This is a genomic window from Aurantiacibacter luteus, assembly GCF_001010945.1.
Taxonomy (GTDB): Bacteria; Pseudomonadota; Alphaproteobacteria; order Sphingomonadales; family Sphingomonadaceae; genus Alteraurantiacibacter; species Alteraurantiacibacter luteus.
In genome coordinates this window covers 580871-594916 of the sequence record NZ_LBHB01000002.1, presented here as the reverse complement: position 1 = coordinate 594916, position 14046 = coordinate 580871, and the positions used below count along the sequence as shown (strand labels likewise).

The 14046-nt window shown below is 67.2% G+C and carries 16 protein-coding genes and 1 pseudogene; 12 read left to right on the top strand and 5 right to left on the bottom strand.

What is annotated here, in order from left to right:
- The first annotated feature begins 19 nt into the window (after positions 1-19).
- The 4 genes from gntA to AAW00_RS09310 all read left to right on the top strand — a co-directional run bounded on the left by gntA (position 20) and on the right by AAW00_RS09310 (position 2844).
- Positions 20-685, top strand: a complete 666-nt coding sequence (gene gntA, locus AAW00_RS09325; RefSeq protein ID WP_187331014.1) for a guanitoxin biosynthesis heme-dependent pre-guanitoxin N-hydroxylase GntA — start codon at positions 20-22, stop codon at positions 683-685.
- Positions 682-1278, top strand: a complete 597-nt coding sequence (locus AAW00_RS09320) for a DUF1989 domain-containing protein (protein WP_047004062.1) — start codon at positions 682-684, stop codon at positions 1276-1278. Before gntA ends, AAW00_RS09320 begins: the two co-directional genes overlap by 4 nt.
- 142 nt (positions 1279-1420) lie before the next feature.
- The gene (locus AAW00_RS09315) at positions 1421-2179 is read left to right on the top strand and encodes a cytochrome c oxidase assembly protein (RefSeq protein WP_047004061.1); all 759 of its coding nucleotides are present in this window, start codon (positions 1421-1423) and stop codon (positions 2177-2179) included.
- Entirely contained in the window at positions 2176-2844 is a 669-nt protein-coding gene (locus tag AAW00_RS09310) for a cytochrome b (RefSeq protein ID WP_047004060.1), read from the top strand. The genes AAW00_RS09315 and AAW00_RS09310 overlap by 4 nt, the downstream gene beginning before the upstream one ends.
- A 1-nt stretch (position 2845) precedes the next feature.
- On the opposite strand, the pseudogene AAW00_RS15535 reads toward AAW00_RS09310, so the two are convergent.
- A pseudogene (locus AAW00_RS15535) lies at positions 2846-3163 on the bottom strand (c-type cytochrome); the annotation flags it as partial.
- Between the two features lie 348 nt (positions 3164-3511).
- Between AAW00_RS15535 and AAW00_RS09305 the strand changes: the two are divergent.
- From AAW00_RS09305 to AAW00_RS09280, 6 genes are all read left to right on the top strand, one after another.
- A complete protein-coding gene (locus tag AAW00_RS09305) occupies positions 3512-3859 on the top strand; it encodes a c-type cytochrome (protein WP_241461679.1) in 348 nt (115 codons plus the stop codon).
- Positions 3852-4904, top strand: coding sequence for a cytochrome c oxidase subunit II (locus tag AAW00_RS09300; RefSeq protein ID WP_206539326.1), 1053 nt, complete (start codon positions 3852-3854; stop codon positions 4902-4904). Before AAW00_RS09305 ends, AAW00_RS09300 begins: the two co-directional genes overlap by 8 nt.
- Positions 4901-7441: a cbb3-type cytochrome c oxidase subunit I gene (locus AAW00_RS09295; protein WP_047004057.1), complete on the top strand. Its 2541-nt coding sequence runs from the start codon at positions 4901-4903 to the stop codon at positions 7439-7441. The genes AAW00_RS09300 and AAW00_RS09295 overlap by 4 nt, the downstream gene beginning before the upstream one ends.
- Entirely contained in the window at positions 7441-7725 is a 285-nt protein-coding gene (locus tag AAW00_RS09290) for a hypothetical protein (protein WP_047004056.1), read from the top strand. The genes AAW00_RS09295 and AAW00_RS09290 overlap by 1 nt, the downstream gene beginning before the upstream one ends.
- A gap of 70 nt (positions 7726-7795) precedes the next feature.
- Positions 7796-8233, top strand: a complete 438-nt coding sequence (locus AAW00_RS09285; protein ID WP_047004055.1) for a DUF2231 domain-containing protein — start codon at positions 7796-7798, stop codon at positions 8231-8233.
- Positions 8230-9579: a PQQ-dependent sugar dehydrogenase gene (locus AAW00_RS09280; RefSeq protein ID WP_047004054.1), complete on the top strand. Its 1350-nt coding sequence runs from the start codon at positions 8230-8232 to the stop codon at positions 9577-9579. Before AAW00_RS09285 ends, AAW00_RS09280 begins: the two co-directional genes overlap by 4 nt.
- Here AAW00_RS09280 and AAW00_RS09275 read toward each other — a convergent pair.
- The 4 genes from AAW00_RS09275 to AAW00_RS09260 are packed head-to-tail and all read right to left on the bottom strand — an operon-like array spanning position 9576 to position 12252.
- Positions 9576-9950 carry a winged helix-turn-helix domain-containing protein gene (locus tag AAW00_RS09275; protein WP_047004053.1) on the bottom strand — a complete coding sequence of 125 codons (375 nt, stop codon included), beginning with the start codon at positions 9948-9950 and terminating at the stop codon, positions 9576-9578. The genes AAW00_RS09280 and AAW00_RS09275 overlap by 4 nt on opposite strands.
- 13 nt (positions 9951-9963) lie before the next feature.
- A complete protein-coding gene (locus tag AAW00_RS09270) occupies positions 9964-10218 on the bottom strand; it encodes a DUF2061 domain-containing protein (RefSeq protein WP_047004052.1) in 255 nt (84 codons plus the stop codon).
- Positions 10219-10252: 34 nt separating this feature from the next.
- Entirely contained in the window at positions 10253-11272 is a 1020-nt protein-coding gene (locus AAW00_RS09265) for a ferritin-like domain-containing protein (RefSeq protein WP_047004051.1), read from the bottom strand.
- 20 nt (positions 11273-11292) lie between these two features.
- Positions 11293-12252, bottom strand: a complete 960-nt coding sequence (locus AAW00_RS09260; protein ID WP_047004050.1) for a ferritin-like domain-containing protein — start codon at positions 12250-12252, stop codon at positions 11293-11295.
- 219 nt (positions 12253-12471) lie between these two features.
- Here AAW00_RS09260 and AAW00_RS14285 point away from each other — a divergent pair, with 219 nt between their 5' ends.
- Positions 12472-13227 carry a Crp/Fnr family transcriptional regulator gene (locus AAW00_RS14285; protein ID WP_052761861.1) on the top strand — a complete coding sequence of 252 codons (756 nt, stop codon included), beginning with the start codon at positions 12472-12474 and terminating at the stop codon, positions 13225-13227.
- Between the two features lie 14 nt (positions 13228-13241).
- Positions 13242-14018, top strand: a complete 777-nt coding sequence (locus AAW00_RS09250; protein ID WP_052761860.1) for a Crp/Fnr family transcriptional regulator — start codon at positions 13242-13244, stop codon at positions 14016-14018.
- Positions 14019-14046: the final 28 nt, after the last annotated feature.

The window sequence follows — 14046 nt, the reverse complement described above, 5'->3', positions numbered from 1 at the left end:
AGACCTTCCCCACGAAGCCTTGCGTGCCTCGCTTGAAGCGCACGTGCAGGCGCGCGGCTTCCCCTGCGTCGGGGCCAAGTCCGCGCTATCCACCGGCAGGCTGAAGATCGCCACGGCTTGGCAATTGACCAGTGCGTGGAACGATGTCGCGATTCACGATGCCCTGCTTGGCTGGAGCCGCGACTACGCCGCCGATCGGGAGGGCCTGCGCAGTTTCGCCGTGGTTTTCTCCGGCCCGCTCGATCTTGACGAACACGCGTTCGAACGCGCCATGTGGGAACGACTGCAATCGTTCGCAGCGAAGGACGGATGGCGCGGGCAGCACTATGCGCCGCAGGTCAGCAGCGACCCGGCCGACCCGCATTTTTCGCTCAGTTTCGGCGGGGAGGCCTATTTCATCGTGGGCATGCACCCCAACGCCTCGCGCCCGGCCCGGCGCACCCCCTACCCCACGCTGGTGTTCAACCTCCACGACCAGTTCGAGCGCCTGCGCGAGCGGCAGCGGTACGAGCGGATGCGCGAGGCCATCCTGACGCGCGACCGCGACCTCGCCGGTTCGATCAACCCGATGCTCGCCCGGCACGGCGAATCGAGCGAGGCGCGCCAGTACAGCGGCCGGGCGGTCGGGGACGACTGGCGTTGCCCGTTCTCGGATCCGCGATCGAAAGAGGCCGGGGCGCCATGACCCACCGCATCGAACCGCGAAGCGGCGTTGCCTTTGCGCTCGGCAAGGGGGCGGAGCTCGTGGTGCTCGATCCCGATGGCGGGCAGGTCAGCGATCTCGTCGCCTACAACGCCGCAGACGTGCGCGAAGTCATTTCCAACGGCCGGACTTTCGATTACGAGGAGACCATTCGCCTGACGACGGGCGCGCAGCTGTGGTCGAACCGCTCGCGGCCCATGCTGACGATCTTGGAAGATACCGTGGGCACCCACGATTTCCTCCTCACGCCATGCTCCGTCGCGACATTTGAACATTTCTATCCCGACAAGCCCGTGCACCAGGGATGCTTCGGCAACCTGGCTGCCGCGCTGGCTCCCTACGGCGTGACCGAGGACGATATCCCGACCGCATTCAACGTGTTCATGAACGTGCCCCTCGCCGCCGACGGCACGCTGCGCGTCGACCCGCCCACCAGCAAGACAGGCGATTTCATCCGCCTGCGCGCCGAGATGGACCTGGTCGTGGGCCTGACGGCGTGCTCGGCCTACGCCTCCAACGGCGGCACGTTCAAGCCGATCGACTATTACATAAGGGATCACGCGGATGATCGCTGACCGATCAGCGCATCCTGATACTGCGTTGGGTCGAATTTTGATCTACGGCGAACAGAATTGTGAAGCCGATCTTGCGAAAATTTCACTCGCGGCCGGTCGTTGGCGCGATTGCATGAGGCGCTGGTTTCGATAGGACGGCGGGATGAGCCACCCAGCCGCATTCCAGACCCATAACTGGCATCCCTACTGCGGCGAGGCCCCGATACCTGCCCATTGGCTGTCGCACTGGAACTGGGACTGGATGCTGCTCGGCTGTCTTGCGGCCCTGCTGGTCGTCGGTTTCACGACCTCTCGTGCCACGTTCCGCGAGCAACTGGCCGCGACGGGCTGCACGATCGTGCTTTTCGTCACCCCGCTTTGTGCCCTGGGTTCGGCTCTGTTTCTCGCCCGCTCGGTCCATCATCTGGCGCTTGCGCTGGTGCTCGCACCGCTGCTGGTCGGGGCCGTCGGGCCCAAGGCCTTTCCGCGCATCCCGCTGACCGCCGCCACGCTGATGCAGGCCGCGATCTTCTGGGCCTGGCACGTGCCCGCCCTCTATGCGCAGGCCCTGTCGAACGACTTGGTCTTCTGGGCGATGCAACTGTCGATTACCCTCAGCGCCGCCGCCTGGTGGGCCTCGCTGCGGCGAGCGCCGGCCCTCGCGGCCACGGGCGCCCTGCTGGCGCAGATGGTGCAGATGGGTGCTCTGGGCGCGCTGCTCGTCTTCGCCGGCCGGGCATTCTACGCGCCGCACTGGCTGACGACCGCGCCATGGGGTCTCAGCGCGCTGGAGGACCAGCAGGTCGCGGGGCTCGTCATGTGGGTCGGCGGGGGCGGTGCCTACCTGCTGCTGGCCTCGGTCATGCTGTGGCGCGCCCTCGGCGCGGATGCCCGCCCGCACGTTGCGCCCCGTTCCGCATGAGTTCCCTCGGCCAATGGGCGAAGAGCTACCGCGACCGGGGGCGCTACACTCCCGTGGGCGTGGCCTTTCACTGGATCATGGCGGTCGTGGTGATCTTCCAGCTCGGTACCGGCTGGTGGATCCAGCGCTACCTGGTCGGCGGAGAGAAGCTGGCCGCCTATGCGCTGCATTCGCAGATCGGGCTGACGCTGCTGGTGCTCGGCCTGCTGCGCCTGCTGTGGCGGCTGATTGTGCCCGGGCCGATCAACGATGCCGACAAGCCCGGTCTCCCCTCGACCATCGCGCACATTACGCACGGCATCTTCTATGCGCTGTTCACGGTGCTGCCGCTGTCGGGCTGGGCGATGTGGTCGGCCATCCAGCCGGCGCGGCCGCTGTATCTCGCGGGCCTTATCCCGATCCCGCCGATGCCGTTCTACGACCTGTCGCGCGAGTGGCAGTTCCGTGCGCTCGACTGGGCAATGGACATCCATGTCGCGGCGGTCATCCTGCTGGCGCTGCTGGTGCCCGCCCATGCGCTCGCTGCGCTCAAGCACCACTTCATCGACCGGGACGACGTGTTCGAAGGCATGTTTCCGGAAGTGCTCGATCACCGCGACCACCCGCAAGGCTCGCGGCATACGCCGCCACCGCTTGCCGATCGTCCGGATGGAGGGCGCGGCTGATGGACGTCATCGCGGCCCCCGCATCGCCGTACCGCTCGCTGCTGGCCCAGGCGTCCAGCTGGTGGGCGAGGTACGGCGTGCTCTGCCCGGCGAGCGGCGGGTTGCCGGCATTGCCCAGCGCGTCCGCTCCGTGGCAGCTGGCGCACGATGCCACGCCTTGCGCGGGAATGCCCTCGTGATAGATCGCCGCGCCCGAACACAGATCGGCCGCCTCGCGAAGCTGCGGCGGCGCGTCGGCCACTGCCCAGTCCACGGCGGCGTAGTAGGCCGTGACCTTTTCGCGCGCCTCGCCATCCAGCGCCTTGGCGATGGTGTACATCTGCGGGTGCTGCCGCGCGCCGGAAGCGAAATGCTCGAGCTGGCGCAGGGCATAGCCCTGGTCGAGCCCGGCGATGCGCGGGGCGAGATTGCTGTCACCCATCCCCTGCGTGCCGTGGCAGGTGGAACAGGCCCCCGTGGCCCCGGCCTCTCCGCCGCTGAAGGCGATCAGCTCGCCGGTGGCCTCGAAAGGGTCCTGCACGATGGCCGGATCGGTGCAGCCCGCTGCCCCCAGCGCGAGCAGGACGGCGAAGGCGGGCGAAAGGGAAGGCAGTCCGGTCATGCGTTTCGCTCTCAATCCTTACCGCGCAGGGCCAGTTCCGTAAGGCTGCACCTGACGGCCGCCATCGTGCTGGCAGCGATGGCCGCGGCCTGCAAGGCGCCCGCCGAAAGCCGGCACGATTTCGACGACAAGGCGGCGGAGCGCGGGCGCATCGTGGCCGCTGCCGCCGGCTGCGCGGCCTGCCATAGGCTGCCGGGCATCGACTGGCCGCAGGGCCGCGCCGGACCCGATCTGACTGCCTTCGACGGGCGCGGGCCCATTGCCGGGGCGCTGCCCAACACGCCCGGCAACCTCGCGGCCTTCGTCCGCAATGCGCCCGCGGCAAAGCCCGGCAGCACGATGCCCGCCATGCCGATCACCCCATCCGAGGCGCGCGATGTCGCCGCCTATCTCTATGGTATTGCCGATGACTGACGCCCAGACCGTATTCGATGCCTGGTGGGGCTGGCCGCCGCCGGTGCTCGATCCCGCCGGACCCTATGCCGAAAGCGTGACGGTGCTCGCCTGGGCGCTGTTCGCGATGGGGGCGGTGGTGACCGCCATCGTCGCTGCCGCGCTTTACGTCGCGCTGTTCGGTCCGGCGAAGCTGAAGGCGCGCATCGGCGGCGAGAAGACCGTATGGATCATGGGCATCGCCTTTCCGGGCGTGGTCCTGCTGGGCCTGCTGGTCTGGGGCCTGACGCTCACCGCTTCGCTGACCGATCCCATCCGCGGCGACGAGCAGCGCATCAGGGTGACGGGCCACATGTGGTGGTGGGATGTCGAATATCTCGATGCCCAGGGCCGCGTCGTCCTGCGCGATGCCAACGAGGTGCACCTGCCGGTGGGCCGCCCCGTGGTCCTCGAACTGCGCAGCGCCGACGTTATACACAGCTTCTGGGTGCCCAACCTCTCGGGCAAGAAGGACATGATCCCCGGCCGCACCAACCTGCTCAAGGTGCAGGCGGAGAAGGCGGGATACTTCGGCGGGGTCTGCGCCGAATACTGCGGCGGACCGCACGCGCTGATGGGCTTCGTCGCAGTCGCGCACGAGGATGCGGACTATCGCCGCTTCATCGCCGGGGAGCCGCTCGGCGTGCCGTCCCTCGCCGAACAGCAGGATGTGCCGGGCCAGCTGCCCGCCCTCGCGCGCCGCACCGGTGCCGTCGCACCGGTCTCGGCGCAAGCCGGCGCGGTGGGCGGCGCCTTGGACGGAGAGGCGCTGTTCATGGCGAACGGCTGCGCGGCCTGCCACCGCGTCGCGGGGACCGAGGCCAACGGGCTTGCCGGACCCGACCTCACGCACCTCTCGCGCCGGCTGACGCTGGCCGCTGGCGTGTTGCCCAACAATCGAGGGAGCCTGCAGGGCTGGATTGCCGACAGCCAGGCGATCAAGCCGGGCAACCGGATGCCGAGCTACGACCTGCTCTCGGCGCAGGATGTCGCCGCCATCGCCGAGTGGCTGGACACGCCGCGATGAGCGAGACGGGCTTCGACCACGCCCTCTACGACCGCTTTCCCACGCAAGGCCCCCGGCCCGAGGGCGAGCTGGAGGAGCTGGAGCGCATCTGGTGCAAGCCCACCGGCTGGCAGCTGCTGACCGCGGTCAACAACAACTACATCGGCATCTACTACGTCGGCACGGCCTTCCTGTTCTTCCTGCTGGCGGGCGTGCTGTCGCTGGGCATGCGGGTGCAACTGGCCGCCCCCATGCAGGAATTCCTGCCGCTGGAAACCTACAACCAGTTCTTCACCATGCACGGCACGGTGATGATGTTCCTGTTCGCCGTGCCCATGGTGGAGGCGATCGGGGTGCTGCTGCTGCCGCAGATGCTGGCCGCGCGCGACCTGCCTTTCCCGCGCCTCTCAGCCTATGCTTTCTGGGCCTATTTCGTGGGCGGGCTGCTGTTCTTCTGCTCGCTGTTCGTGGGCCTCGCGCCCGACGGCGGCTGGTTCATGTACCCGCCGCTCACCTCCATCGCTTACAGCCCCGGCATCAACACCGACTTCTGGCTGCTGGGCATCGGCTTCATCGAGATCTCCGCAATCGCCGGCGCGATCGAGATTATCGTCGGCGTGCTGCGCACCCGCGCGCCGGGCATGACCTTGAGCCGGATGCCGATCTTCGCCTGGGCCATGCTGGTCTTTGCCGTGATGATCGTGGTGGCCTTTCCCAGCGTCATCCTCGGCACCCTGTTGCTCGAGCTGGAGCGCGCCTTCAACTGGCCGTTCTTCGATCCCACCCGCGGCGGCGATCCGCTGCTGTGGCAGCACCTGTTCTGGTTCTTCGGCCACCCGGAGGTCTACATCATCTTCCTGCCCGCGGCGGGTCTGATGAGCATGATGGTCGCCACCATCGCGCGCACCGAACTGGTCGGATACCGGCTCAACGTCCTCGCCATTATCGCCACCGGCTTCATCAGCTTCGGCGTCTGGGCGCACCACATGTTCTCGACCGGCATGCCGCGCGTCTCCACCGGCTATTTCAGCGCGGCGAGCATGGCCGTCAGCCTGCCCGCCGGCATCCAGGTGTTCTGCTGGATCGCCACGCTGGCGAGCGGCAGGATACGCTGGTCCGTGCCCGCGCTGTTCGTGGTCGGCGGGCTGCTGGTCTTCGTGATGGGCGGGCTGACGGGCGTGATGGTCGGCATGGTGCCGTTCGACTGGCAGGCGCACGACACCTACTTCATCGTTGCCCACCTGCACTACGTCCTCATCGGGGGCATGGTGCTGCCGATGTTCGGCGCGTTCTACTACTGGTTCGGGATGACCAGCGCCCGCCCCTTGAGCGAGCGGCTGGGGGGCTGGGTGTTCTGGCTGATCTTTTCCGGCATCCACATCACGTTCCTGCCGATGCACCTGACGGGCCTCATGGGCATGCCGCGCCGGGTTTACACCTATCTGCCGGACCGCGGGTTGGACCTGCTGAACCTGGTTTCGACCGTGGGCGCCTTCGTCATCGCGGCGGGCGTGCTGCTGTTCGTGGTCGACCTCTTCCGCAACTTCCGCTTCTCGGCGGAGGAGGAAGCGGGCAACGTCTACGGCGGCGGCACGCTGGAGTGGCTGCCGACCGGGCTCTATTCCACGCGCTCGATCCCGCTCGTCCGCAGCCGGGAGCCGCTGTGGGACGATCCCGGCCTCGCCCGGCGAGTGGAGGAGGGACGCTATTTCCTCCCCGGCAGCGCCACGGGCCTGCGCGAGACGCTGATTACCAGCCCGATCAATGCCGAGCCGCAGTATCTCCAGATCATGCCCGGCCCCTCGCCCTGGCCGCTGGCGGCGGCGGTCGGCACGGCGCTGCATTTCCTCGCGCTGACAGTGCAGGCCTACGGCTTCTCGCTGGTCTGCGGCTTGGTGGCCGTGGCTTGCGTGCTTCGCTGGCTGTGGGAGACCGACCGACCGCTGAAGCACGAGGAGGCGGATGTGGGCGCGGGCATCGTGCTGCCGGTCGCCATCACCGGGCCGTCCAGCCATGGATGGTGGGCGCTCAACACGCTGATGGTCGTCATGGGCATGATCGCCTTCATGGCGGTGTTCGCCTACCTCTATCTCTACGGCATCCATCCCGAGGTCTGGATCGCCCCGCCGCCGCTGTGGCAGAGCGGCCTCGTCGCGGGCCTTGCCGCTGCGGCGCTGGGCCTTGCCTGGGCTTCGCGCGCCGTGCTCGCGCGCTCGCCCAAGGGCGTGTTCCCGGGGCAGGGTCCGTGGCTGCTCGCGGCACTAGGCAGCGGCGCGCTCGCCGCTTCGGCCTGGCTCAACTGGACCGGCTGGCAGGACGCGGGGCTCGATGCGGCGGCGAGCGGGCAGGGCGCGACGGTCTTCGCGCTGGCGGCGTTCCAAGGCGTATGCGCTGCCATCGCGGTGATCATGGCGCACTACCTCGGCTATCGCAGCGGGCGGGGCCTCCTGACGGGTCCGGCCAACGTCACGCTCGACATCGTCGTGCGCTTCATCGGCTACGTCGCCCTACAGGGCCTGCTCACCGCGCTTGTCGTGCGCTTCTTCCCGGGAGGCTGATGGTGGCGGGCACCTTCAAGGAAAGCACCGACTGGCAGGGGGCGGGCTGGGCCTTTTCCGTCTGGGCGGCGCATTTCTCCGCGCTGTGGGGCGCGAGCAGCGCCTTTCCCGTCGATCCTGCCGCGCGCTGGATCGCGCTGGTCGCCACCGTGCTGGCCCTCGCGGCGCTCGCTCTGGTCTGGCGGAGGCGCAGAGACATTGGCGGCGGCTTCGTCCTGCCGCTGGCACTCGGCCTGTCCGCGGTCGCCATCCTGTTCGGAGCGCTGCCCGCCCTCGTAGGCTAAGCCGCCGGCCCGGACCTTTTTGCCGCGATACCTGTTGATCGGACATCGACCTCATCAGCCGGAGCCTCGGATGCCAGAACACGCAGCGCGCGCAGAACCCCTCGCCAGCCCCATCCATGCCATCCTGCTGGCTTTTCCGGTCGCACTCTACCCCTTCGCGCTGGCGACCGACATCACCTATCTCAACACCGCCGTCGTGCAGTGGACCAACTTCTCGCAGTGGCTGATCGCCGTCGCCGACTTCTTCACCGGCCTGCTGCTGGCCTGGGCGCTGATCTCGTTCTTCTTCGGCCGTGCGCGCATGGCTCGGGGACGAAGCACCCTCTACCTGATCGTCGTCGCGGCGATGTTCGTGACGGGCGTAATCAACGCCTTCCAGCATGCGAAGGACGGCTGGGCATCAGTCGGCACGGCCGGCCTCGTCATGTCCATCGTCTGCACGGTGCTGGCGCTGGTCGCCGCCTTCCTCGTCCATTCCACGGCCGTCGTTCGGGAGAACCGCGCATGACCCGCCTGTCACTCGCCGCCCTGCCTTTCATCGCGCTAGTCGCCGCATGCGCACCTTCGTCCGAGGGGCTCGACCAGACGGGGCAATCGCCTGTCCTTCCCGAACAGGCGGACAGCCTGATCCCGGCCATTGCCATCGCCCCGCCAACCGGCTGGGACGGCGAACTGCCAACGGTGCCCGAAGGCTACACCGTCACCGCCATCGCGCAGGACCTGCAGATCCCGCGCCAGATGCTCGTCCTGCCCAACGGCGACGTGCTGGTGGCCGAGGGGTCGGGCGGCAAGGCGCCCAAGCTGCGCCCGAAGGACATCATCGCCGGCATCCTCAAAGGTCGCGGCAAGAGCCCGGTGAAGGGCGGCGACCGCATCTCGCTGCTGCGCGACAGCGACGGCGACGGGCGGACCGACCTGCAGACCACCTTCATCTCCGACCTCGACGCGCCCTACGGCCTTGCCTTTGTCGATGGTGCCATCTACGTCGCCAATCAGGGCGACCTGATGCGCTTCCCCTACACCGAGGGCGCGACGAGCATCACCGCGCCGGGCGAAAAGGTCACCGACCTGCCCGCCGCCATCAACCATCACTGGACCAAGGCGCTGACCGCCAGCCCCGACGGTAGCCGGCTCTACGTTGGCATCGGCTCGAATAGCAACGTGGGCGAGCGCGGCATGGATGCCGAGGAAGACCGTGCGGTGATCTGGGAGGTCGATCCCGAAGACGGCTCCAGTCGTATCTACGCCAGCGGCATCCGCAATCCGACCGCGCTGGCCTTCGACCCTTGGGGCAACCGCCTGTGGTCGGTGGTCAACGAGCGCGACGAACTGGGGCCGGAACTGGTGCCCGACTATCTCACTTCGGTGCGCGAGGGCGGGTTCTACGGCTGGCCCTACAGCTATTACGGCCAGACGGTTGACCCGCGCGTACACCCGCAGAAACCCGACATGGTCGCCAAGGCCATTTCCCCCGACTACGCGCTCGGCAGTCACGTGGCCGCGCTGGGGCTGACCTTCGTGACCAATGGCGGCATGGGCGGCCGCTTTGCCGAAGGCGCTTTCGTGGGCGAGCATGGCAGCTGGAACCGCGACGACCGCTCGGGCTACAAGGTCGTCTTCGTGCCCTTCAGCGGCGGGCGACCATCGGGCGACCCCATCGACTTCCTGACCGGTTTCCTGGCGGACGGCGAAGCGCGCGGGCGGCCGGTGGGCGTGTTGTTCGATGCGCCGCGCGGTCGCCTGCTGGTGGCCGACGACGTTTCCAACACCGTTTGGAGCATCACGCCACGAGCCCGAACAAGGGCACCCAGTGAGGCGACCCGCAGTGCGGCGAGCCCAGCGAGAGAGAGCTAGTTCACCGCTCTTGACGTTTCCGGGGAGGTGTCGACCGGCTTGAACCGCCAACGGTAGGCCCCGAAGCCACGCAGGGTCTCGATCTGGTCGAACCCGGCGTCGCGTTCGCGAAAGACGCGCCGCAGCCGCTCGATCGATTTGACCACGGCCTCGTCGCTCAATTCGTCCTGCAACCGCGCTGCCAGGAACCCGCGCGTGAGCGGGCGGCCCTGGACCGATATCAGCGCCCGCGCGATTTCGTGCAGACCGCGGGTGAGATGCAACCGGCGGCCTTCGAAGACGATCTCTCCCTCGTCGACGAAACGGACGTTGCCGTAGGTCAGCGGCTCGTCCTCGCTGAGGCCGAAGCCGCAGTTGGGGCAGCAGGGCATCGCTTTCCCCGGCTCAGCCAGCCCGCCGCAGCTCGACCGCCTCGGCGGCCGTCGCCCCTCCCGCCTTTCCGGGCCCGTTCCAGGCGCGGTCATGGAAGTAGAAGGCGACGGTCTGCACCAGCGGCTCGACCACGCCGATCGCCAGCGCCGCCTTCCAGCTTTGCGTCAGCAGGTAGGCGACCGTGATCGCCACCATGAAGTGCATAAGCGCATAGCTGCCCGTCTTGTAGCAGGTGATCTTGAAGCAGCTCGCATGCGAATGGGACATGGGGGTATCTCCTTTCAAGTGCTCACGTCCGGGATCAGGCGGAGGCCGCGCTCATGCGGATGTTGCCGTTCACGCCGTTGGGGAAGAACCCACCGCCGGTGGTCGACATGGCCGTAAGGTAGGCGATGTTGAGGACCTGGCCGGCGGACCGGCTGAAGGCGATGGCGTTGGCGTCGGTCGGCACGATGTTGCTGCCGTCGCCGAACGGGGTGCTGCGGTTGCGGACGCCTTGGTCGAGGTCGCTCGGCCCGTCGAGGCTGTCGCGCGCGTTCGAGATCGCCTCGCTCGCATCGATCAGCGCCGGGGTCTGCAGGCCCTTGCGGTAGAGCACCGTACGCACAAGGCCGGCGTGATAGGCCTCTGCCGCCAGGATACCGGCCGCCGCCTCAAGGAAGGTCTTGTTGGTAATTAGCGGCGAGGCACCCTTGTAGGCGGTCACCCCGACGTCCTCGAAGATGTAGGCGGCGAGCAGGAAGTTGTTGTCGTTGGCGTAGGGGTCGAAGCTCTGTCCCGGGCCGACGAGACCCGCGGCCCTTGCTGCGGAGGAGAAGGCCCCGTTGGGTGCCGTGCCGATGTCGATGGCCGGCTGCGCCACCGCCGCCGTGCCGAGCGCGCTGCGCAGGAAGGCGACGTGGGCACGCTCGTCCGAGGCGATCTCGCGGGCGTACTGTGCCACCAGCGGATCGGTGAAGTTGACCTTGCGCCCGCCCGTCGCCTGGCCCTGCGGTCCGACGCCGTCGAGCAGGTTGCTCGCCAGCCCCGATCCGATGGCGGCGTAGGAGTAGAACTGCGCCTCGAGGTATTCAAGATTGAGCGCGAAGTTCAGCACGTCGGCATCGGTCAGCGCGGTGGTGGGCGTCGGGGTCGGCGTGGGCGTCGCACCGGGCGTCGGCGTGGGCGTGCCGCCGATGATGTCGTCGTCGTTGCCGCCGCCGCAGCCGGCCAGCGATACCGCCGCGGCGCTGGCCCCGGCGTAGTGCAGGAAGCGGCGGCGTTCGATCCGGCGGTCGGCACCGGCCTGCATGACCTCAAGGATGATGTCGCGGTCTTTCATGGTCGTGTCCTCTCGCTCGATTAGTTCGCCGCGCTCATGCGCAGGGTGCCGTTGACGCCGTTGGGGAAGAATCCCCCTCCGGTGACGGCCATTCTGTTGAGGTAGACGATGTTCAGCACCTGTCCGGCGGACCGGCTGTAGGCGAGTCCGTTGTCGTCGAGCGGGGCGATGTTGCTCGCCGTGCCGCCGAAGGCCTGCGTGGTCGTCAGCCCCTGGTCGAGGTCGGTCGGTCCGTCGAGGCTGTCGCGGGCATTGGAGATCGCGATCGAGGCATCGATCAGCGACGGCGTCTGCAAGCCCTTGGCGTAAAGCGTCGTGCGCACCAGGCTGGCGTGATAGGCCTCGACCGCGAGGATGCCGGCAGCCGCCTCGAGGAAGGTCTTGTTGCTTATGAGCGGCGAGGCGCCCTTGTAAGCGGTGACGCCAACGTCCTCGAAGATATAGGCCGCGAGGAGGAAGTTCTCGTCGCTGGCATAGGGATCGAACGACTGGCCGGGGCCGATCAGTCCGGCGGCGCGCGCCGCGGTGGAGAAGGCACCGTTGGGACTGGCGCTGATGTCGATCGTCGGCTGGGCCACTGCGGCACTGCCGAGCGCGCCGCGCAGGAAGGCGACGTGCGCCTGCTCGTCGGCGGCAATCTCGAGCGCGTAGGCACGTACCGCGGGGTCGGTGAAGGTGACGCGGCGGCCGCCGGTCGCCTGGCCCTGGTTGCCTGTGCCTGTCAGGAGGTTGGCCGGCAGGCCGGACCCGGTCGCAGCCTGGACGTAGAATTGCGCCTCGAGGTATTCGAGGTTGAGCGCGAAGTTGAGGATGTCTCCATCGGAAACGCTTTGCGCGGCGGCCGGGCTGGACTTGCTGGCAAGAACGAAACCGCCCGCCGCAACGGATGCCGCGGCGAACCCGCGGAACAAGTCGCGACGGTTGCTGCGCCGCTCCTCCCGCGCTTCGAGCACGTCCATGATGTGTTTATCGTCTGCCATCGGAAACTCCCTCGAGACTCGCTCTTGCTGAACGGTCGGAGAGTACCGGGCATGGGGCGTTGCACAGCGCTGGGTACGCCAGCGTACAAAAAGTTGCCCACAAGCCTCGGAACTTAAACGAGTTGATCTTTCGACGGGGATTTGTCGGTTAGATCATTGCGGTCGCGACAATCGTTCGAAGCCGGCAGAGCATCGACGCGCGGCGAAAGGGAGGCCGCGTTGCCGCTGGAACTATCCGAAAACGATACCGCATGGTCGGCCAACGGCTTTCTGGCATCGTTGAGCCCGCTCGATCGCAAGCTGCTCGAACCCTTGCTGGTCCGCGTGCGATGCGGGAATGGCGAGCGCCTCGGCGGCATCGGGACCAGCCGCGACATGGTTTTCTTTCCGGTCACGCTCGTTGCTTGCCTGCAATTCGCCCATCAACGATGCGGGGTCGGGCTGGTCGGACGGGAGGGCATCGTCGGCTGGGGCGGCGTGCTCGGCGATCCAGCGGAGGAGGATCTGGAAGCCACCGTCCTCATGGAGGGCGGATGGGCCCTGGCGATTTCGGTGAAGGACATGCTTGGCACCTGCCTTGCCAGCGCAACCTTTTCGCTGGCGCTGCTGCGATTCCTACAATCGTTTACCAGCCAGCTCGGCTGGATGATACGCGCGCGCGATTGCGGCAATTTCCGGCAACGTTTGTGCGCCTGGCTGCTGATGCTGCACGACCGCGTCGACAGCGATTTCCTGCAGCTCACGCATCGCGGACTGGCGCGGCAGCTCGGGGTCAGACGCGCCAGCGTGACCGATGCGTTGCACATCCTCGAAGGCGAAGGCTGCCTCAAATGCACGAGGGGGATGATCTATGTCATGGACAGGTCGCTTCTGGAGCGCCACGCTGGCGTTTCATATATGATGCCGCGCACCCCGCCGATCGGTGCTATCGTGGCGGCGACGAGAACACGAAGTCGATGCCATATGGCGACATGAATTGAGAGGGTTGAATGGCCATTGCGCCGGGTGAGGAGATCAACGACGAGAGGGGCAGAAAGGTCATTTCGCGGTTGGCGGGATTCGTCGATCTCGACCCCTCGGAAGTTCAGCAGCTGGTCGCTCTTGCCGGTCGCGAATACCGGTTCGAACGCGGCGACATCATCCGTTCCGAGAACGAGCACGATCTCTACCTGCTTATCGACGGCTGGGCGGCAAGCGCCGTCATTGTCGAAGATGGCTCACGTCAGCTTATCACGGCCAATCTGCCGGGCGATATCCTGGGCCTGCCAGGTCTGGCTGTTCGCGACCCGGTCGATACCGTCATCGCCCTGACCGATGTCGAGGTGATCGGTATTTCACCGCGACAGATCGGCGAAGCCTTCGCCCACAGTCCGAGGCTTGCCGCGCTCATGTTTCTCATATCGCAAGAGGAGCGCTCGCTGTTGATGGAACGGCTGGCGCTGATGGGGCAGGCATCCGCCCTGACGCGGCTTTCCGCTCTCATCCTGCGCATGCAGGAGCGTCACGCCCAGATCGATCGAAATACCGATGCCAGTTTCTTCATGCCGCTCACGCAGCGCGAACTGGGCGAATTGATTGGAGTCACCGGCGTACACATGAATGCTCTGCTCAAGGAATTGAGAGAAAGGGGCATTGCCGTCATCAAGGCTCGGAAGCTGACAATTCTGGATCGGGACGAATTGATCCGGATAGCGGGGGTATCGCCGTGGTGCCGATCAAGTCCGTCTTGGCTTCCCTGCCCGGAGCCCCCGGTCGAAGTGCGTTGATACCGAGATGGTTTGCGTGCGTTGCGCC

Excerpts from the sequence above, each read along its gene's own strand:
- AAW00_RS09320 (WP_047004062.1), top strand. The coding sequence starts at position 682 with ATGACCCACCGCATCGAACCGCGAAGCGGCGTTGCCTTTGCGCTCGGC.
- AAW00_RS09315 (WP_047004061.1), top strand. The coding sequence starts at position 1,421 with ATGAGCCACCCAGCCGCATTCCAGACCCATAACTGGCATCCCTACTGC.
- AAW00_RS09310 (WP_047004060.1), top strand. The coding sequence starts at position 2,176 with ATGAGTTCCCTCGGCCAATGGGCGAAGAGCTACCGCGACCGGGGGCGC.
- AAW00_RS09300 (WP_206539326.1), top strand. The coding sequence starts at position 3,852 with ATGACTGACGCCCAGACCGTATTCGATGCCTGGTGGGGCTGGCCGCCG.
- AAW00_RS09295 (WP_047004057.1), top strand. The coding sequence starts at position 4,901 with ATGAGCGAGACGGGCTTCGACCACGCCCTCTACGACCGCTTTCCCACG.
- AAW00_RS09290 (WP_047004056.1), top strand. The coding sequence starts at position 7,441 with ATGGTGGCGGGCACCTTCAAGGAAAGCACCGACTGGCAGGGGGCGGGC.
- AAW00_RS09285 (WP_047004055.1), top strand. The coding sequence starts at position 7,796 with ATGCCAGAACACGCAGCGCGCGCAGAACCCCTCGCCAGCCCCATCCAT.
- AAW00_RS09280 (WP_047004054.1), top strand. The coding sequence starts at position 8,230 with ATGACCCGCCTGTCACTCGCCGCCCTGCCTTTCATCGCGCTAGTCGCC.
- AAW00_RS09275 (WP_047004053.1), bottom strand. The coding sequence starts at position 9,950 with ATGCCCTGCTGCCCCAACTGCGGCTTCGGCCTCAGCGAGGACGAGCCG.
- AAW00_RS09270 (WP_047004052.1), bottom strand. The coding sequence starts at position 10,218 with ATGTCCCATTCGCATGCGAGCTGCTTCAAGATCACCTGCTACAAGACG.
- AAW00_RS09265 (WP_047004051.1), bottom strand. The coding sequence starts at position 11,272 with ATGAAAGACCGCGACATCATCCTTGAGGTCATGCAGGCCGGTGCCGAC.
- AAW00_RS09260 (WP_047004050.1), bottom strand. The coding sequence starts at position 12,252 with ATGGCAGACGATAAACACATCATGGACGTGCTCGAAGCGCGGGAGGAG.
- AAW00_RS09250 (WP_052761860.1), top strand. The coding sequence starts at position 13,242 with ATGGCCATTGCGCCGGGTGAGGAGATCAACGACGAGAGGGGCAGAAAG.